At 58.8% G+C, this 19,250-nt stretch carries 16 protein-coding genes and 3 pseudogenes; 11 read left to right on the top strand and 8 right to left on the bottom strand.

All coding sequences use genetic code 11. From position 1 onward, the window contains the following. Positions 1-113: 113 nt before the first annotated feature. From ehuA to doeB, 9 genes and pseudogenes are all read left to right on the top strand, one after another. A pseudogene (ehuA, locus tag R6X40_RS19960) lies at positions 114-899 on the top strand (ectoine/hydroxyectoine ABC transporter ATP-binding protein EhuA). A gap of 60 nt (positions 900-959) precedes the next feature. Next, positions 960-1,814 carry an ectoine/hydroxyectoine ABC transporter substrate-binding protein EhuB gene (gene ehuB / locus R6X40_RS19955; protein ID WP_318415554.1) on the top strand — a complete coding sequence of 285 codons (855 nt, stop codon included), beginning with the start codon at positions 960-962 and terminating at the stop codon, positions 1,812-1,814. A gap of 96 nt (positions 1,815-1,910) precedes the next feature. Further along, positions 1,911-2,570 (top strand): annotated as a pseudogene (gene ehuC / locus R6X40_RS19950) (ectoine/hydroxyectoine ABC transporter permease subunit EhuC). 2 nt (positions 2,571-2,572) lie between these two features. Next, positions 2,573-3,229 (top strand): annotated as a pseudogene (gene ehuD, locus R6X40_RS19945) (ectoine/hydroxyectoine ABC transporter permease subunit EhuD); the annotation flags it as partial. A gap of 30 nt (positions 3,230-3,259) precedes the next feature. Beyond that, a complete protein-coding gene (eutA, locus tag R6X40_RS19940; protein WP_318415600.1) occupies positions 3,260-4,015 on the top strand; it encodes an ectoine utilization protein EutA in 756 nt (251 codons plus the stop codon). Positions 4,016-4,019: 4 nt separating this feature from the next. Next, positions 4,020-5,024, top strand: coding sequence for a hydroxyectoine utilization dehydratase EutB (gene eutB, locus R6X40_RS19935; protein ID WP_318415553.1), 1,005 nt, complete (start codon positions 4,020-4,022; stop codon positions 5,022-5,024). After that, on the top strand, positions 5,021-6,013 hold the full coding sequence (gene eutC / locus R6X40_RS19930; protein ID WP_318415552.1) for an ectoine utilization protein EutC: 993 nt from the start codon (positions 5,021-5,023) through the stop codon (positions 6,011-6,013). Before eutB ends, eutC begins: the two co-directional genes overlap by 4 nt. 31 nt (positions 6,014-6,044) lie before the next feature. Further along, positions 6,045-7,226: an ectoine hydrolase DoeA gene (gene doeA, locus R6X40_RS19925; protein ID WP_318415551.1), complete on the top strand. Its 1,182-nt coding sequence runs from the start codon at positions 6,045-6,047 to the stop codon at positions 7,224-7,226. A gap of 6 nt (positions 7,227-7,232) precedes the next feature. Continuing rightward, positions 7,233-8,237, top strand: coding sequence for a N(2)-acetyl-L-2,4-diaminobutanoate deacetylase DoeB (gene doeB, locus R6X40_RS19920; RefSeq protein ID WP_318415550.1), 1,005 nt, complete (start codon positions 7,233-7,235; stop codon positions 8,235-8,237). A gap of 46 nt (positions 8,238-8,283) precedes the next feature. Here doeB and R6X40_RS19915 read toward each other — a convergent pair whose 3' ends face one another. The 8 genes from R6X40_RS19915 to R6X40_RS19880 all read right to left on the bottom strand — a co-directional run bounded on the left by R6X40_RS19915 (position 8,284) and on the right by R6X40_RS19880 (position 17,669). After that, positions 8,284-9,162: a LysR substrate-binding domain-containing protein gene (locus R6X40_RS19915; protein ID WP_318415549.1), complete on the bottom strand. Its 879-nt coding sequence runs from the start codon at positions 9,160-9,162 to the stop codon at positions 8,284-8,286. A gap of 76 nt (positions 9,163-9,238) precedes the next feature. Next, on the bottom strand, positions 9,239-10,264 hold the full coding sequence (locus R6X40_RS19910; protein WP_318415548.1) for a YeiH family protein: 1,026 nt from the start codon (positions 10,262-10,264) through the stop codon (positions 9,239-9,241). Positions 10,265-10,533: 269 nt separating this feature from the next. Continuing rightward, a complete protein-coding gene (locus tag R6X40_RS19905; protein ID WP_318415547.1) occupies positions 10,534-11,673 on the bottom strand; it encodes a Gfo/Idh/MocA family oxidoreductase in 1,140 nt (379 codons plus the stop codon). 33 nt (positions 11,674-11,706) lie between these two features. Continuing rightward, entirely contained in the window at positions 11,707-12,726 is a 1,020-nt protein-coding gene (locus R6X40_RS19900) for an ABC transporter permease (protein ID WP_318415546.1), read from the bottom strand. A gap of 38 nt (positions 12,727-12,764) precedes the next feature. Then, the gene (locus R6X40_RS19895; RefSeq protein WP_318415545.1) at positions 12,765-14,303 is read right to left on the bottom strand and encodes a sugar ABC transporter ATP-binding protein; all 1,539 of its coding nucleotides are present in this window, start codon (positions 14,301-14,303) and stop codon (positions 12,765-12,767) included. A gap of 148 nt (positions 14,304-14,451) precedes the next feature. Further along, positions 14,452-15,381, bottom strand: coding sequence for a sugar ABC transporter substrate-binding protein (locus R6X40_RS19890; protein WP_318415544.1), 930 nt, complete (start codon positions 15,379-15,381; stop codon positions 14,452-14,454). Positions 15,382-15,618: 237 nt separating this feature from the next. After that, on the bottom strand, positions 15,619-16,431 hold the full coding sequence (locus R6X40_RS19885; RefSeq protein ID WP_318415543.1) for a TIM barrel protein: 813 nt from the start codon (positions 16,429-16,431) through the stop codon (positions 15,619-15,621). Positions 16,432-16,637: 206 nt separating this feature from the next. Beyond that, the gene (locus R6X40_RS19880) at positions 16,638-17,669 is read right to left on the bottom strand and encodes a LacI family DNA-binding transcriptional regulator (protein ID WP_318415541.1); all 1,032 of its coding nucleotides are present in this window, start codon (positions 17,667-17,669) and stop codon (positions 16,638-16,640) included. 142 nt (positions 17,670-17,811) lie between these two features. On the opposite strand from R6X40_RS19880, the gene R6X40_RS19875 reads away from it, so the two are divergent. Together R6X40_RS19875 and R6X40_RS19870 are read left to right on the top strand one after the other, a co-directional pair. Further along, positions 17,812-18,897 carry a fatty acid desaturase family protein gene (locus R6X40_RS19875; RefSeq protein ID WP_318415540.1) on the top strand — a complete coding sequence of 362 codons (1,086 nt, stop codon included), beginning with the start codon at positions 17,812-17,814 and terminating at the stop codon, positions 18,895-18,897. Positions 18,898-18,932: 35 nt separating this feature from the next. After that, on the top strand, positions 18,933-19,247 hold the full coding sequence (locus tag R6X40_RS19870; RefSeq protein WP_318415539.1) for a MocE family 2Fe-2S type ferredoxin: 315 nt from the start codon (positions 18,933-18,935) through the stop codon (positions 19,245-19,247). Positions 19,248-19,250: the final 3 nt, after the last annotated feature.

The following is a 19,250-nucleotide window of genomic DNA, read 5'->3' as shown; positions in this document are numbered from 1 at the left end:
CCTGGCAAATGAGCAGACAAAGAATAATTGTCATGAGATTATTTAGACAATTGACATGATTTAGTGTCCTCGTCATCGTTAGGCATCGCTCGTCTCAACAGGAAGAGATCTGGATGCCTTCGCCCATTATTCGCATCGACAACATCACCAAGACCTACGGGCCACTAACGGTACTCGACGGTTTGTCGATGGATGTCATGCCAGGTGAGAAGCTGGCACTGATCGGCCCCTCGGGCTCGGGCAAGACGACGATCCTGCGCATCCTCATGACGCTGGAAAAGATTAACGGCGGCCATATCGAGATCGATGGCGATCAGCTTTAGCACATGCAGAAGGCTGGCAGACTTGCCGCTGCTGACGAAAAACACTTGCAGAAGATGCGCGAGAAGATCGGCATGGTCTTCCAGCATTTCAATCTCTTCCCGCACAAATGTGTGCTCGACAATATTACGCTTGCGCCGATGCTGACCAAGGGCGAGACAAAAGCGTCCGCCGAGGCGCGGGCGATGGAACTTCTCGAAATGGTCGGCATGGCCGAAAAGGCCAGAAACATGCCCGCACAACTGTCCGGCGGACAGAAGCAACGCGTTGCTATTGCCCGGGCGCTCGCCCTTTCCCCGAAAATCATGCTGTTCGACGAGGTGACGTCGGCGCTCGATCCGGAGTTGGTCGAGGAGGTGTTGAATGTCATGCGCAGACTCGCGGTCGACACCGATATGACCATGCTGCTTGTCACCCATGAAATGGGCTTTGCCCATGACTTCGCTGATCGCGTCCTGTTCTTCGACAAGGGACGGATCATCGAGGAAGGTAAGCCAGACGACATATTTCGGAATCCCAGGCAGGAACGCACGCAGAGTTTCCTGCGCAAGATAATCGCGGCGGGGCACCGCGTCTGATTGCAACTGCGATCGGGCAATGCCTTGATAAGAAAGAAAAAATTCAGAGGAGTTGGAACAATGAGATCGAAATATTTCATGACGATGGCAGTCGGCGCCACGGCGATGATGGCTGTTCTCGCGGCAGCCCCGGCAAGTGCCGACGATGCCAAGCTGGAGGCACTAAAGGCGCAGGGCTTTGCCCGCATTGCGATTGCCGACGAGCCGCCGTTCACGGCAGTCGGTGCCGATGGCAAGGTTTCCGGTGCAGCGCCCGACGTCGCACGCGAAGTCTTCAAGCGCCTCGGCGTGCCGGATGTCGTGGCTTCGATTTCGGAATATGGCGCAATGATCCCGGGCCTGCAGGCCGGCCGGCATGATGCGGTCACCGCCGGTCTGTTCATGAAGCCGGAGCGCTGCGCAGCCGTCGCCTACTCCGAGCCGGTTTTGTGCGATGCAGAAGCGATGCTGGTCAAGAAGGGCAATCCCAAGGGCTTCAAGAGCTATGCTGATGTGGCCAACGACCAGTCCGCCACCATCGGTGCGCCGGGCGGCGGCACGGAAGAAAAGCTGGCGTTGGAAGCTGGCGTACCGCGCGACCGCGTGATTGTTGTACCGGACGGCCAGAGCGGCCTGAAGATGCTGCAGGACGGCCGCATCGACGCCTATTCGCTGCCGGTTCTGTCAATCAATGATCTTGTCAAGAAGGCCAACGATCCAAACCTCGAGGTCATCGCTCCGGTTCAGGGCGCGCCGGTGTATTGCGATGGCGCGGCCTTCAAGAAAGGCGATGAGGCATTGCGCGATGCCTTTGATGTGGAGCTGGCCAAGCTGAAGGAATCCGGCGAATTCGCCAAGCTGATCGAGCCTTACGGTTTCTCGGCCGCGGCGGCGATGTCGACGACCCGCGAGAAACTTTGCGCGGCAGCTCAGTGAGATCAACGAGGGAAGGGGCGCTGCTCCTTTCCTCCCCACGCGCCGCTGGCTGGCAACGAAGTTCTAAAAAACACTTGAAATGGCAGAGAAAGCAAGATGATCGACTGGTCCGGCTACATAGGACTGATACTGCAAGGCGCGTTGGTGACCATCGAACTGACGGTCATGGGCTCGGCGCTCGCGCTGGTGATGGCCTTCGTCGCAGGTCTTGGCCGGATGTCGCGCTTTGTACTCCTCCGCACGCTTGCCACGGTCTACATCGAGTTCTTTCGCGGTACCTCGATTTTCGTCCAGTTGTTCTGGGCTTATTTCGTCCTGCCTTTCGCCGGCATCACGCTGACACCGTTGCAGGCGGGTGTTCTGGCGCTGGGTCTGAATGTCGGTGCCTATGGCGCAGAGGTGGTGCGGGGTGCCGTCAGGGCCATAGGCCGCGAACAGCATGAGGCCTGAGTCGCCCTCAATCTTGGCCGTTATCACAGGATGAGATACGTGATCTTGCCCCAGGCGTTGCCACTGATGTTACCGACGTTCGGCAATAATGCCATCGAACTTTTGAAAGGCACAGCGGTCGTTTCGCTGATCTCGCTGACGGACCTGACTTTCCAGGCACAGGTGGTGCGGGCGCAGACGGGCAGCACGCTGATCCCGTTCGCGACGATCCTCGTCCTCTATTTCGCCATGGCCATGGCCATTTCTGCTGGTGTCCGCTGGCTAGAGCGACGCGCGGTGCGCGGCCTTGATGGGGTAAGGGTTTGATCATGGAATGGGATTGGGCATTCGTCTGGCAGATCATGCCAACCCTTCTCGAAGGGCTGAAAATTACCATCCTTGCGACCGTGCTTGGAGCTATCGTTGCTGCGGTTTTTGGTCTGGTTTTGGCAATTGCGAGACGTTCGACGAATCCGGTGATCGCCCGCCTGGTTGGTTTTTTTGCCGATTTCATTCGTGGCACGCCGCTTCTGGTGCAGCTCTATTTCATTTTCTACGTGCTGCCGGATATCGGCATCCGGCTGTCGCCGCTGGTCGCTGGCGTTATCGGACTTGGTATCCATTACGGCACCTATGCGGCGGAGGTCTACCGCGCCGGTATCGACAATGTGCCGCGCGGCCAATGGGAAGCGGCGCGGGCAACCAATCTCAGTGTCAGGCAAGCATGGATTCATGTGGTGCTGCCGCAGGCGATCCCGCCGATGATCCCCGCGCTCGCCAATTATTTCATCGCCATGTTCAAGGAGACGCCGCTGCTCTCAGCCATCACTGTGCTGGAGTTGATGAACCAGGCTAAGAGCGTCGCCAATAGCAGCTATCGTTATATAGAGCCGATCACCATGGTCGGCGTGTTCTTCCTGGTGATCAGCCTGATCTCGGTGGTTGCGCTGCGCCTGCTGGAAGAGCGTTATGCCCGGGTGGATGAACGATGCCTAACCACGGATATCAGAATTGAAATGGCAAGCCGCGCGCCCGGCCTCGACGATCGCCCGCTGGCAAAACGCATTGGCTTGATCATTCTGGCGACAGATCACACGACCGAAGTCGACTTTCAGCGGATGGTGGCGAATGAAAGGATCGGCGTCTATGTCACCCGCATTCCCTACGCCAATCCGGTGACGCCGGAAAACCTGATGAAGATGCGGCCGTCACTGACTGCAGGTGCTGCGTTGATCCTGCCGAACGAGCCGCTCGATGTAGTGATGTACTCCTGCACCTCGGCTTCCGTCGTTATTGGGGATTTGCAAATCGAGGCGGCCGTACAGGCCGCAAAGCCGGACGTTCCCGTCGTCACGCCGACGGCTGCGGCTGTCAGGGGGCTAAAGGCTGTCGGCGCAAAAAGGATTTCGGTGCTGACGCCCTACACAGTCGAGACCAGCCGGCCGATGGCTGCTTATTTCGCCAGTCTCGGTTTCGAGATCGATCGCTTCACCTGCCTCGGCCTGACCGATGACCGGGACATGGCGCGCATTTCCCATGACGAGATAACCGTCTTTGCCAACGAAGCAATGGCACCGGAATCGGAGGCGCTGTTCATCTCCTGCACTGCCGTTCGCGCGGCAGAGGTCGTTCCCCGCATCGAAAAGGCGCTCGGAAAACCGGTGGTCAGCAGCAATCTTGCAACGGCGTGGGCGTGTCTCAGGATTTGCGGCGACACGGCGTCGCGGCCGGAGCTCGGCAATCTCCTGACCAAGCCATATCCGGAAGGCTGACGGCATGAGCACGCAACAATCATTCGTTTCACTCGAAGATATCCGGGCGGCCGCCGCTCGGATTACCGGGCGCGTCCTGCGCACGCCGATTGTGGAATCCGCGACGCTAGAGGAATTGCTTGGATCCCCGGTTTATCTCAAGCTTGAACATCACCAGATCACCGGCAGTTTCAAGCTGCGCGGCGCAACCAATGCCGTTTTGGCGCTCTCATCGGCGGCGCGCGCCTACGGCGTCGTTGCTGCCTCCACTGGCAATCATGGTCGGGCGCTTGCCCATGCGGCAAAGGCGGAGGGTATGGTCGCGACGATCTGCATGTCGCGCTTGGTGCCTGAAAACAAGGTTTCGGAAATCCGCCGCCTCGGTGCCGGGGTCCACATTGCCGGAAACTCGCAGGACGAGGCGCAGGACGAGGTCGACCGGCTGGTTGCGCAAAAGGGCATGGTCATGGTGCCGCCCTTTGATCACGCGGCTGTCATCGCCGGGCAGGGAACGCTTGGGCTCGAGATCATCGAACAATTACTTGATGTGGAAACGGTGCTTGTGCCGCTGTCCGGGGGGGGGCTGGCTGCCGGCGTTGCCGCTGCGATCAATGGACTGAGGCCAAGAACAAGGATCATCGGGCTGACGATGGAGCGAGGAGCCGCGATGAAGGCGAGCCTTGACGTGGGGCATCCGGTTCAAGTTGAGGAACTGCCGAGCTTGGCGGATTCGCTTGGCGGCGGCATCGGGCTCGGCAATGCCTTGACGTTTGCCATGTGCCGGGACTTGCTAGATGACGTGATCCTGCTTTCCGAAGAGGAGATCGCCGCCGGCATGCGCCATGCTTATGCGGCTGAGCGCGAGATTGTTGAAGGCGCCGGTGCTGTCGGTATTGCTGCACTTCTCTCCGGGAAGATTAAATCCACCGGCCCCATCGCCGTCATTTTGTCCGGCCGAAACGTGGACATGGGCCTGCACCGCCAGATCGTTAACGGCGCGTCCTCCTTGCCTGCCGGAGTGGCGGCATGAGCCGGATGATCATTCTGACAGAGGCGGACCTGCGATCCGTCGTGAGACTGGACCCGGATGCCGTTGCCTGCGTGGAAGATGCCTTTCGGGCGCTCGCCACCAAGGCCGTTGCCATGCCGCCGATCCTCAGGCTCGACATTCCCGAGCATCGCGGCGAGGTTGATGTGAAGACTGCCCATGTGCCGGGCCTTGACGGGTTTGCCATCAAGATCAGCCCAGGCTTCTTCGATAATCCGGCGCTCGGTCTCCCGAGCACCAATGGCCTCATGGTTCTATTGTCGACAACGACCGGCCTTGTTCAGGCACTGCTTCTCGACAACGGATATCTGACGGATGTGCGCACTGCCGCAGCGGGCGCTGTCGCCGCAAAGCATCTGTCGAGACCGGATGCGCGTGTCAGCGCAATTTTCGGGGCTGGCATGCAGGCACGGCTGCAATTGCAGGCGCTGACATTGGTGCGGCCCATCCACGAAGCACGCATTTGGGCGCGGGATGCTGCAAAGGCTGAGAAGACGGCAACCGATCTATCCCGGACCCTGGGTATCCGTGCGGTCGCCATGGCCGATCCGCACACGGCCGTTGCCGGTGCCGATATCGTCGTAACAACGACGCCCTCGGAAACGCCGATCGTCAAAGCCGAATGGCTGGAGCCGGGGCAGCATATCACCGCAATGGGTTCCGATGCCGAGCACAAGAACGAAATCGAACCGGCAGCGATTGCCAAGGCCGACCTCTATGTCGCCGATCGTCTGGCACAGACCCGGCTGCTCGGCGAATTGCATCACGCAATCAAAACCGGCGTCATCTCCCCAAATGCAGATTTCCCTGAACTTGGACAGATCGTCGCCAGTCAGAAGCAGGGGCGCACCGATCCCAACCAAATCACAATCGCCGACCTTACCGGGACGGGCATTCAGGACACTGCCATCGCGACGCTCGCGTTCGCCCGTGCTGGCTTCGCTGGCGTCGGCACGCCATTTGAAAATTGAACCGGCAAAAGCCGGAGAATGAGGGAGATACATGACCCAACCGAACCTCAAATTTTCCCTTGGGGAATACGAGACGCGTCTCGCCAAAACCCGCCAAGCCATGGAGCAAAAGGGTATTGATCTGCTGATCTGCAGCGATCCTTCCAACATGGCTTGGCTGACCGGTTACGATGGTTGGTCTTTTTACGTGCACCAGGCCGTCATCGTGCCGCCGAGCGGAGAACCAATCTGGTATGGCCGCGGGCAAGATGCCAACGGTGCCAAGCTGACGGCTTATCTGAGGCACGCAAACATCGTCGGCTATCCCGATCACTATGTGCAGTCGACCGAACGTCATCCGATGGACTATCTGTCTGCCAAGCTGGTGGAACGCGGCTACGACAAGCTGACCATCGGCGTCGAGATGGACAATTACTGGTTTTCGGCGGCCGCTTTCGCAGCCTTGGTCAAGCACTTGCCGAATGCCCGGTTCGTCGATGCAACTGCGCTGGTCAACTGGCAGCGTGCTGTAAAGAGTGAAACCGAGATCAAGTACATGCGCAATGCCGCTCGCATCGTTGAAGGCATGCATCAGCGCATTTTCGACAAGATCGAAGTTGGCATGCGCAAATGCGATCTGGTCGCTGAAATTTATGATGCCGGTACCCGCGGGGTCGATGGCATCGGCGGCGACTATCCAGCCATCGTGCCGCTGCTCCCGTCAGGGGTGGATGCCTCCGCCCCCCACCTGACCTGGGACGACAGGCCGATGAAGAGGGGTGAGGGCACCTTCTTCGAGATTGCCGGGGCCTATAATCGTTACCACTGCCCGCTGTCGCGCACCGTCTTCCTCGGTAAGCCGACCAAGGAGTTTCTTGACGCGGAAGAGGCAACGCTCGAAGGCATGGATGCCGGGCTTGCTGCGGCCAAGCCCGGGAACACCTGCGAGGACATCGCCAACGGCTTCTTCGCGGTGCTGAAAAAATACGGCATCGTCAAGGATAACCGCACCGGCTACGGCATTGGCATCTCCTATCCGCCGGATTGGGGCGAACGCACCATGAGCCTGCGCCCCGGCGACCGCACGGAACTGAAGCCCGGCATGACCTTCCATTTCATGACGGGGCTGTGGCTGGAGACCATGGGGCTCGAGATCACCGAGAGCATTCTCATTACTGAAACCGGCGTCGAATGCCTCGCCAATGTGCCGCGCAAGCTGTTCGTCAAGGATTGAGTTGTCATGAACGATGTCCAACCGCGCCGATCCCCCATAACGCCCACGGTCGATTTTTCGGCTAAAGGCATCCAGCATGGTTTCCTGCGGCTTCCCCATAGCCGCGACGATTCTGCCTGGGGCTCGGTGATGATCCCGATCACGGTCATCAAGAATGGGGAGGGGCCAACGGCCCTTCTCACCGGCGGCAATCATGGCGACGAATATGAGGGTCCGATTGCGCTTTTCGATCTCGCCCGGACAGTGCGGACAGCAGATGTGTCCGGACGGATTATCATCGTTCCGGCGATGAACTATCCCGCATTTCTGGCAGGCACGCGGACATCTCCGATCGACAAGGGCAATCTCAACCGGAGCTTTCCCGGCAGGGCCGATGGTACAGTGACACAGAAGATCGCCGATTATTTCCAGCGTGAACTTCTGCCTCTTGCCGATATTGCTCTCGATTTTCACTCTGGAGGCAAGACGCTGGACTTTTTGCCTTTCTGCGCCGCACACGTCCTGTCCGACAAAGCGCAAGAAGCCCGCTCGTTCGACCTCGTCGAGGCATTCTCGGCGCCCTATTCAATGAAGATGCTGGAGATCGATTCTATTGGAATGTACGACACCGCCGCAGAAGAGATGGGCAAGGTCTTCATCACCACCGAACTTGGAGGCGGTGGTACAGCGACGGCAAAAAGTACCGGTATTGCCAAGCGCGGCACGAGGAACGTCCTTGTTAAAGCCGGCATCCTCAATGGCGTCGCTGACGTGGCGCAGACGCAGTGGCTCGACATGCCGGATGGCGATTGTTTCTGTTTCGCCGAGGAAGCCGGGCTCATCGAGCCGCTCTTTGATTTGGGCGACGTTGTCAAAAGAGGTCAGGCGGTCGCACGCATCCATCCGGTCGGGCGTGCCGGCCAAGCGCCGGCCGAAATCTCTGCCAGAATGAACGGCGTTCTGTGTGCGCGGCATTTCCCCGGTCTTGTCAAAGCAGGGGATTGCGTCGCGGTCTTTGCAGTAACAGTCTGACGGCGATTTCGACTAAGGTTCCGTTGATCTCCGATCTGCGCGCTGTTTAGCTCATGACAAGCTCGCGAAAGGCGTCGCTGGCGCGTGTGCGATGCCTTTCGCGATGGCGGATGAGGCTGAATTCGCGCGACGGCAATTCGAGCGGCATGATGTGGAGCCTTCCGGCGCTGACACCCGCCTGAGCAACCGATTCCGAGACTGCGGTGGCCAGCTGTCCGGCCTCGACCGCTGCGCAGATTGCCTCGTTTGAGGGGAGCTCGATTGGGATACGCAGGCTCTCGGGGCTCAGCCCCAGATGGGTCACGGCCTGCTCGAAGGAGGATCGCGTTCCGGAACCTGGTTCGCGCAGGACCCATTCCGTTCTGTCTAGGTCTTGCGGCAGGACCGGAGGCCGGCTGATCCACGGATGGTCGTGACCGACGATGACGACGAGACGATCGTTGGCAATTTTCTCGACGGAGACGGCCGGTTCGTCAATCGTCCCCTCGATGAAACCGAGATCGGCATCTCCAACCAGAACTGCCTGCGTGCACTGGGCCGTATTCCCGACTTGCAGCCGCAGCTCTATCTGCGGGAAGCGTTCGTAGAAGCGGACCAAGCGTCGCGGCAGCCAGTAGCTGGCAATGGTCTGGCTCGCAAAGATGCTCAGTGTTCCACGCCGGGTGCCGCTGAGATCGGCCATCGCAGCCTCGGCCGCATTGACGCGCGCGACGATTGCCTTTGCCTCCTCGGCAAGGATTTTGCCGGCTTCAGTCAGTTCTATCCGGCGTCCGATACGATGAAACAGCTTGACGTCATGCCGGTTCTCCAGGGCGTTGATCGCACCGCTTACGGTGGATTGCGTCAAGTTCAGCGCTTCTGCCGCACGGGTTACATGCTCCCGCTCCGCGACAGCGAGGAATATCCGCAACTGTTCGAGTGTCACGTCACGCCTTTCAAATCATACATTTCCCTGCAGCCGGCGCTCTTGGCCAAACAGCTATGCAGGATCATTGGCAACCTCACGGAGCCAGGTTGACCAGGAGAAGGCCAGCTGTTGCAATATACACTGAGGCGAGAAAGGAAAGAAGCAAGGGCCGGAAGCCCCGCTGCTTCAATTTGGTGAAACTCGTCCCCAGACCCAGCGCTGCCATGGCGGCGGTGAGGAGAGCGGGCGTCACTGCCACGATCGGCGCCCGCACCTGTTCGGGCACGTAACCCGCGCTGTTGAGGATCACCAGCACGACGAAGCCGACGATAAAGAAGGGGACGACCTGCGTCATAGCAGGGCGGCCCCCAGAATTGCGTTCGGACCGCGCTACGTAAAGGGCAAGGGCAATCACCACCGGCGCCAACATCATCACGCGGGCAAGCTTCGACACGATGGCAACCTGTCCGGCCGCCTCGCCCCCCTGAAATCCTGCACCGACAACCTGGGCGACCTCATGGACCGTCAGCCCAACCCACAGGCCGTAGGATTGCGGGTCGTTGCCCAAAAGGATGTTCAGGAATGGATAGAGGAACATCGCAATGGTGCCGAACAGCGTGATGCAAGCAACAGCATAGGACACGTCTTCGTCTTTGGCACGTGTGACGGCATTGGCACCGGCGATGGCCGAGGCGCCGCAAATCGCGGTGCCGGCGCCCAAAAGCAGGCTAAGTTTCCGGTCGACGCCAAGCAATCGGCCTGTCCAGACTGTGAAAAGTAGTGTTGAGACAACGACCACCGCCGCAAGTGCCAGGCCGGTGATGCCGATGCCAGTCAACTGGGCGAAAGTCAGTTGCAGGCCGAGCATGGCAACCGCCAGGCGCAGCAATTTCTTCCCTGCAATGGCGATGCCCGCCTCGGCGGACGAAGAAAAGCCGACGATATTGGCAAAAACCATCCCTAGAAAGATCGCTGTGATCATTGGGCTGAGAGACGACACAAAAGGCAGGTTGCGCAGCCCATAGGCGGACGCGGTGATCACGGCCACCAGAACGATCCCGGGGATACAGCCGGCCAAGGCAGCGGGCTTTGAAGATGAAACGGCGGGAAAATGGGTCATGCGATCCGGTCTCGAAAATATCACTCAGGATGAGTCTAGAATGAGAAATATATTCGAGAAAATCCAATTGTATTGGAAGATCGTTCCAATCGCTATTGACGATCAGTGAAGGCAGCTTGGCAGATCGCGCGCGATGAGCCGCCGCTGGTTGGCTCATCGCGCCATTAAAACAGGGACGCCGGGACGCCCACCTTGATTTGCAGCTGCACCCCGCCCGCGCATGGCAGAATTCTACAGCCCATCTTTGCCTGCGCCGTAATGTCTGTTGTCTACAGCGAAGCGCCGCTTTCAACCTCGTCGATCTCGATCCAGGTCTTTTCATCAAACGATCGGGCCATGGCATGGACGGTCCGCTCGATGCGCAAGCCCTGTTTGAAATCGATTGCCGAAAAAGGCTTCCTTTCGATGGCGCGGATCAGTTCGTGGCACTCGATGATTTTCAGGTCATTGAAGCCGAGGCCATGGCCGGGTGCAGGGATGAATTGGCCATAGGGCGCATGAGCGGGAGCCGTCAGCACCCGGCGAAAGCCTTGTTCGGTGCTGTTTCCATCGGCCTGATAGAGTTCGAACTCGTTCATGCGTTCCTGATCGTACAGGATCGAGCCCTTGGATCCGTAAATCTGTAGCGCGATGCGGCCTTTTCGGCCCCAGGCGGCGCGGTTTGCCATGAGCACGGCGGAGATGCCGTTGTCGAGCCGTATCAGGATATTGGCGCCATCATAGTTTTCGACCGCCCGGCGGCCACCATCCTTCAAGGGGCGGTCGGCATAGGGCTTGGCCATGTCGGCAATGACTGAGCGGGCATGGCCGAAAAGATACCAGAGCAGTGATAGCGGATGCACCGCGAAATCATCCAGTGCGCCATAGCCTGCCGAACGTTCGCTCTTCCAGTAGAAGGCCGCCTCGGGATCCGCCATGAAGTCCTCGTCCATCTCGACGCGGACGTGATTGACCGTACCGATCGCGCCATCATCGATCAGCATCTTCATGTGGCGCAGGATCGGGTTCTGAATATAGTTGTAACCCATGATGGCGACCGTGCCGGAAGCCTCGACGGCTTTCAGCATGCGCTGCGCGTCGGAGAATGCAGGCGACATCGGCTTTTCGCACCAGACGTGTTTTCCCGCCTCCAGAGCCGCAATGGCCATCTCGGCGTGGAACTGGTTGGGCGTGGTGACCGAGACGACATCGACATCGGGATCGTCGATGAGCTGGCGCCAGTCAGACGTTGCCTTTTCGAAGCCGAATTCATCGGCGCGCGCGGCGGCAAGTTCTGCATTGGCTTCCGCCAGATGCACCAGCCTTGGGCGGGCAACGTCGCCGAAGACCGTCTTTACCGCGTTCCACGCCAGTGCATGGCACTTGCCCATATACCCCGTGCCGATCAAGCCGACGCCCAATGGTTTCATAACAATGATCCTCGTCACCTGTCCTGCAGCCGGTCAGACTGTCTTGCGCTTCTTCTGTCTGTAAACATCGACCACAACAGCGGCGATGATGATCAGGCCCTTCACAATCTGCTGATAATAGGCATCAACGCGAAGGAAGGTGAACCCGGAGGTCATAACGCCGAGGATCACCGTGCCAATCACCGTGCCGGTGATGCGACCGACGCCGCCGGTGAGTGACGTGCCGCCGATGACGGTGGCTGCGATCGCATCGAGTTCGTACATGACGCCCATGCCGGCTTGCGCCGTCTGGGCGCGAGCCGCCGTGACGACGCCTGCAAGGCCAGCCAGCATGCCGGCAATGGCGTAAACCTTGACCAGATGCGCTTCGACATTGATGCCGGACACGCGCGCGGCCTGCACATTGGCACCGATCGCATAGGTGAACTTGCCGTAGCGGGTATAACGAAGAGCTATGTGGAAGATCAGCGCGACGACAAGGAAAATCACGACCGGCCAGATACCTGTCCCGATGAAGTTGAACTGATCGGTGAGGCCGGAAACCGGTTGCCCCTTCGTATACCAACTGGCGACGCCGCGAGCGGAAACCATCATGCCCAACGTCGCTATGAACGGTGGTATTTTGGTCCGCGCGATCAGTTGGCCGTTGATGAAGCCCGTCAGCAGGCCTATTCCGAGGCCAAGGCTGATCGGCACGATCGCCGGCAGATCGGTAAGGGAGGGATAGAGCGCGCGCGCCCATGTCGATGACTGGGCAACGCTGGCCGCGATCATCGCCGTCATGCCTACGACGGACCCCGAAGAGAGATCAATGCCGCCGGTGATGATGACCTGCGTGACGCCAACGGCGATAATGCCGATCACCGACACCTGCAGGATCATGATCGTCAGGCGCTGAGGATTCATCAGGAAGCTCTGGCCGATGAAGATCCAGCCAAGCACCTCGTAAACCAGCGCGATGCCGATCAGCACGAGGAAAATGTTGAGTTCCGGCGGGATGCGCCGCTTGCTCGCGCTCGGCACCGCTGCCGCAGCTTCAATCTTGGTGCTCATGTTATGTCCTCCCTGATGGTATTTCTAAAAGCGCGCCATCACTGCGCTGCAAGTTCCATGACCTTGACCTGGGTCGCTTCCGCCCGGTCTAGGAAGCCCGTGACCCGGCCTTCGTGCATCACCATGACGCGGTCGCTCATGCCGAGAACTTCGGGCATTTCCGACGAAATCATGATGACGGCAACGCCGTCGCGGGCGAGTTCGGTGACCAGCCGGTGAATTTCTGCCTTCGCGCCGACATCGATGCCGCGCGTCGGCTCGTCGAGAATGAGGATGCGCGGGTCGGTCAAAAGCCAGCGCCCGATCAGTGCCTTCTGCTGGTTGCCGCCGGAGAGATTTTCAATACGCTCCTGCAGGTTCGGGGTCTTCACCCGAAGCTTGCGGGCCATCTCTTCGCATTTTGCCGAAACGGCTTTTTGATCGACGAAGCCCATGTTGACGAACTTGTCCTGCAGCACCGCGATCTGCATGTTTTCCAGGACGTCGAGGATCAGCAGGCAGCCGGTGTCCTTACGGTCTTCGGTAAGGAAGGCCATGCGATTGCGGATCGCTTCCGTCGGAGACGAGATGCTGACTGCCTTGCCGTTGATCGCGATTGAGCCAGAGCTTGCAGGCGTCACGCCGAACAGCGTTTCAGCCACATTCGAGCGGCCGGAGCCGACAAGGCCGGCAACACCAAGGATTTCGCCGGCGCGCACATCGAACGACACGTCGTGGAAGACGTCTTTCAGACAGAGGTCTTTCACTGACAGAACGACATCGCCGATCGGAACTTCCTCTTTCGGGAACATCTGGGTGATTTCGCGGCCAACCATCATCTTGATGATGTCGTCTCGGGTCACGTCCGTGGAGGCATGCGTGCCGATATATTTGCCGTCACGAAACACCGAAAATTCATCGGCGATCTCGAACAGCTCGTTCATCTTGTGGGTGATGTAGACGATGCCGATGCCCTGGCTGCGCAGGTCGCGAATGATGGTGAAGAGGTGGGCGACTTCACGCTCGGTCAGCGCCGATGTCGGCTCATCCATGATCAAAACGTCGGATTCGTAGGAGACCGCCTTGGCGATCTCGACCATCTGCCGGTTGGCGATCGACAGGTCACGAACCTCTGACTCCGGATCGAGCGCGATGTTCAATCGCTTGAACAGGTCGGCGGTCTTGCGGTTCATCTCGCCGTGATCGACGAAGCCGAATCGAGTGAGGGGTTCGCGGCGGATCCAGATGTTTTCTGCGACCGTCATGAACGGCATCAGGTTGAGCTCCTGATGGATCATGGCAATACCGTTTTCGAGCGCATCCAGCGGGGACTTCAGCTGGATATCGACGCCCTTGAATTTTATCTCGCCTTTGTCCGGCGTATAGATGCCGGCAAGGATTTTCATGAGGGTGGATTTGCCGGCGCCGTTTTCGCCCATCAGTGCATGCACGGTTCCGCGCTTCAGCCGGAACGACACGTCATCGAGCGCAACGACCCCCGGGAACTCCTTGCGCACGCCTTCGACGGCGAGCAGATATTCGGCATTCGGTATAGCGCCGCTGGCGCGAACCGCTGCGATCGTTGTCGGACTGACCATGTTCTGATGCCTCCCTGTCGCCTGTATGGCCGGACCTGCGCCTTCAGGCAGCAAAGGTCTCTTCATGGTTTCGTTGGTGGCGCGCAGCGCCAGTCATCAACGAAACGGGGCAATCCGGGGCGCGGTTAGCGCGCCCCGGAGTTCAGGTTCAGTTCTTAGCCTGATAGTCCTTGAGGTTGGCCGGGGTGACCAGTTCGAACGGAACGTAGACCTTCTTTTCGATCTTTTCGCCCTTGGCGAGCTTCAGCGCCGCATCGAGCGAGCCCTTGCCCTGACCGGCGGCGTTCTGGAACACGGTGACGTCGAGATCGCCGGCTGCCATGGCGGCCAGAGCGTCCTGCGTTGCGTCGATACCGCCGATGACGACCTTGTCCATCGGCTTGCCGGCAGCCTTCAGCGCCTGGATTGCACCAATGGCCATTTCGTCATTGTTGGCGATAACGGCGTCGAATTCCGTGCCAGCCGAAAGCCAGTTGGTCAGGAGGTCTGAACCTTCAGTCCGCGACCAGTTTGCAGTCTGCTCTTCAACGATCTCAATGCCCTTGCATTCGTCGGTCGCCAGAACATCATGGACGTCCTTGGTGCGCATGCGGGCGGCCTGGTTGGAGAGTTCGCCCATCATCACGACGGCCTTGCCCTTGCCACCGAGCAGCTTGCAGATTTCCTTGGTCTGCAGCGTGCCGGAATCGGCTTCGTTGGAAGCAACGAAAGCCTGGCTGTCCGGCAGCGTGTCGATATTGACCGGCTCGCGGTTGACGTAGACGAGTGGGATCTTGGCTTCTGCGGCGATCTTCGACAATGCGGCCGTCGCATCGGTGTCGACCGGGTTGACGATGATCGCATCGACACCGGCAGCAATGAAGTTCTGGATCTGGCTCTGCTGCTTGGCAACATCGTTCTGGGCATCTTCAACCTGCAGCGTGACGCCGTCGAGGGTCTTTGCATAATCCTGCATGCCGTTGCGCAGAACGGTCAGGAAGTTGTCGTCGAACTTTGCCATCGACACGCCGACGGTTTCGGCTTGCGCTGCAGTCGACATCATCACAGCCAGAGCTGCGCCAATGATCAGTTTCTTCATGATGTATTTCCTCCACAAAACGGTGTCCGGCGGCCACCCTCCACAAGCCGGAGGCACCCCGTTGCCCGGTGATGCCCAATTCCCGTATTCCGTCTCTCCCGGACGGCCTTGCATCAAAACAGAATAAACAAACCGATAGTTTGTTAATACGGAATAACTATTCCATTTTATAATTCCAGCGTCAAGGGCGTTCCAGCGGACATTCGTGCAAAAACACCCGATGGAACGTCCTTTCTGTCACGCTTTTGCTGTTAGAAACTGCATGCTCTTGCGGATCGCCGTTTTGATGTCGGTGGATTGATGCACTTCGGGTGAGAAGGGTTCGAACGAGAACGGGCCGGTGTAGCCGTTTTCCCGCAGCTTTCGGATCTGACCGGCATTGTCCAGCCGATCAGCGGCATCGACGAGGATGCGGTACGGATCGCGCATCGCGCGCACGGTGACGTCCGGATCAGCGACGCCGGATATATGGACCAAACCCGTCATTTCCGGATGGAATTTTTCTTCTCCTGCAAGATGATGGTGGAACGTATCATGCACGATCTTAAAAGTATTCTCTCCTGAAATGGCTCGAATGCCCTCGACGGCCTCGGTTTTGGAACGCAGCGAGCAGATTTCGAAGCCGAGGGGCTCTACCAGGCCAATGATACCGGCCTCTTCCAGCATCGGCTTTAGCGCCGTGAGCGCTTCGCTAAGATTGGCCTGCCGCTTGCCCTCTTCTTGGCCACTGCCATCATTGACCGGAACAAGAACCAGCGCTTTGGCGCCACAGTCGCGCGCATAGGTGATAAGATCCTGTGCCTCGCGGGCGCGATCGTCGTTCCACTGGTTGAACCGCTGCAACGCATTGATCGAGATGATGGTCAGTCCGTGTTTCTCCGCCAGTGCCTTGACCTCGGCAGCCGGCGTGCCGTCGACAATAGCGTTGCCCTCAAGATCGTTGCGGATTTCAACTGCGGTCATACCGAGCGATTTCGCCAGAGCGAAAAATGCGTCCGGCGAAAGGGCCGGAGCAGTCATATGATTAAGCGCGAATGTAAGGGTCGTCATGGGTGTTCCTCCTGCAAATAACCACCCGGAGAGAAGCTGCCGACACGGTCTTCGCGCGTCTGGGCCAATGCAAAGCTCTCTCCCTGAGACGTGAGGATCATCAGCTTATTGCGGAACAGTCAAAGCGGAAGGCAGCATTGCCCTGTCATTCATGAAAGAATGCAAAAAGCCCCTGAGGGAATTCCATCATTTTCAGAACATCTCGATCAGATGTTTTCCGGCGTGAAAATGTCGAATGGCAAAAATGTCTGGCCGGGGACACCGCCGACACCTCGATCGATGGCGGCGACCATCTGACCGATTAGTTCCCGTGCAATCGGGGCGGCGGGCGTGGATATCGCCATGGTCACCAGATCCTCGGCAAGGGCTGAACGGGACTCCGGCGTCAGCTCGTTGACGACAACGAGCAGTTTCCCGGCTCGCTTTTCTTCGGCTAGCGCCGTGATCGCTCCCTCCATGCCGCCACCGCAGACATAGAAACCGATGAGATCGGGATGGCGTTGCAGGAGATTGACGGTTGCCTCGTGGGTTATCTCGGCAGTGTCCAGATTGACCACCGTATCCAGCACCTCGAATTCGGGGGCATTTTCGCGGAAATAGGAGCGGAAACCGATCTCACGCAGCTCATGGCCGTGAAAGCGGTGACTGCCGATGAAGGTTGCGACCTTGCCCGGCTTTCGTGCTGCCTTGGCGATCATCCAGGCAGCCGTGCGTCCGACGGTGCGGTTATTCAGGCCGACATAACCTTCCCGAACACCGGCGGCAAAATCGGAAAGAAGCGAGAAGACGGGGACTCCCTTTTCCCTTAGCTCCTCTACTGCCGCTGTGACCGCCGGATAATCCGGGCAGACAAGAGCAACAGCCTGATTGCGGGCTGCAACGGTCTTGAGTTTTTCGGTCAGCGCGGTTGGCGTTGCGCTCATGTTGTAGTCGATCTGCGGAATGATCCGAACGCCGGGCGTTGACAGTGCCGCAGCCTCGATTTCCTTGGTCATCGACTGATAGAAATACTGGTTTGGTTTCTGCAGGATAAAGCCCAGCCGGTACTGCGGCAGATCCTCGAAAACGCGCTGACGCAGGAGGCTGACGGCGTGGTAGCCGATAGCCTTGGCCGCGTCATAGACCCGGCGTGCAGTTTCTTCCCGGACTTTGTGGCGCCCGTTCAGAACTCGGTCAACAGTGGCCACGCTCACGCCTGCGGCCTTGGCTAGATCTGTAATGGTGGGGCGTCCGCTCATCGTGTCCTCTGATGTAAACTGTCATTTCATCATGCAAGGTATGATTGGTTTTGATAGAATACATCAAGGCTGCATTGAGCTGCAATGAAAGTCAACCTATCCTTCCCTGCACAAGCCAACAACCGGACGGCGGGAGGATCCAATGGACAAGGTTGCCACGAAACGCGACTACAGCCTACTCGGGCTTGATGCCCAGGCCGCCGTCGACAGCGGACTTGCCGCCGCAGAATGGTATCACACGGATATCCCGCGCAAGCAGATGAAAGAACTGATGAAGCGTGAGGATGGCCCGGCTATCCGGGATACCGCGCTCTGGCTCGGCAGCATGGTCGTCACCGGCGCGCTTGGCATCTATTTCTGGGGCTCCTGGTGGTGCGTGCCGTTCTTCCTGATCTATGGTGTCATGTATGGATCGGCGTCGGATTCGCGCTGGCATGAATGCGGCCATGGCACGGCCTTCAAGACACGGTGGATGAACGATGCGGTCTATCAGATCGCCTGTTTCATGATCATGCGCAATCCGGTGACCTGGCGCTGGAGCCATACACGGCATCACACGGATACCGTCATCGTCGGCCGCGATCCGGAAATTGCCGTCATGCGGCCCCCGGACCTGTTTCGGCTGGTCCTCAATTTCTTCGGCCTGCTCGATGCCGGCTACGCGATGCTCGACATGGTCCGCAATGCCGCCGGTATCATCAGTACAGCCGAACGGACGTTCATTCCGGAACAGGAACAGCCGCGCGTTATCCGCGTCGCCCGCATCTGGCTGCTGATCTATGCCGCCACCATCGCCCTGGCAATTTACCTTGGCTCCATATTGCCACTGATGCTTGTCGGCCTGCCGCGGCTTTATGGCGCGTGGCATCATGTGCTGACCGGTCTTCTGCAGCATGGTGGCCTTGCCGACAACGTTATCGATCATCGCCTCAATAGCCGCAGCGTTTACATGAACCCGTTTAGCCGGTTCGTGTACTGGAATATGAATTATCACGTCGAACATCACATGTTCCCGATGGTGCCCTATCACGCGTTGCCGCACCTGCACGACATGATCAAGCACGACCTGCCGGCTCCGAACGCATCGATGCTCGAAGGTTACCGCGAGATGATCCCGGCCTTCCTGCGCCAGCTGAAGAACGAGGATTATTTCCTCAAGCGCGCGCTGCCGCCCACGGCCAAACCTTATCGCGAGGAATTTCACGCCGAGCCAATCGCCGCCGAATAGGGCGGTGTCCAGAACGAAACTGAACGGAGGAAACGATGAGCAACTGGGTGGAAGTCTGTGCAACTGGCGAAATCGATGAAGAGGATGTCATCCGCTTCGATCACGACGGCAAAACATTTGCGGTGTACCGCAGTCCTGACGACAGGTTCTTTGCGACAGACGGTCTGTGCACGCATGAAAAGATACATCTGGCCGATGGGCTGGTGATGGACGACATCATCGAGTGTCCAAAACACAACGGCCGCTTCAGCTACATGACCGGCGAAGCCAAGGGTGCCCCCGTGTGCGTCGATCTCAAGACCTACCCGGTCAAGGTCGAAGCCGGCAGCGTCTTCATCTCTGTTGGTTGAAGG

This window comes from Rhizobium sp. PL01 (assembly GCF_033447125.1).
Lineage (GTDB): Bacteria > Pseudomonadota > Alphaproteobacteria > Rhizobiales > Rhizobiaceae > Pararhizobium.
This window is presented reverse-complemented; position numbering and strand designations above follow the sequence as displayed.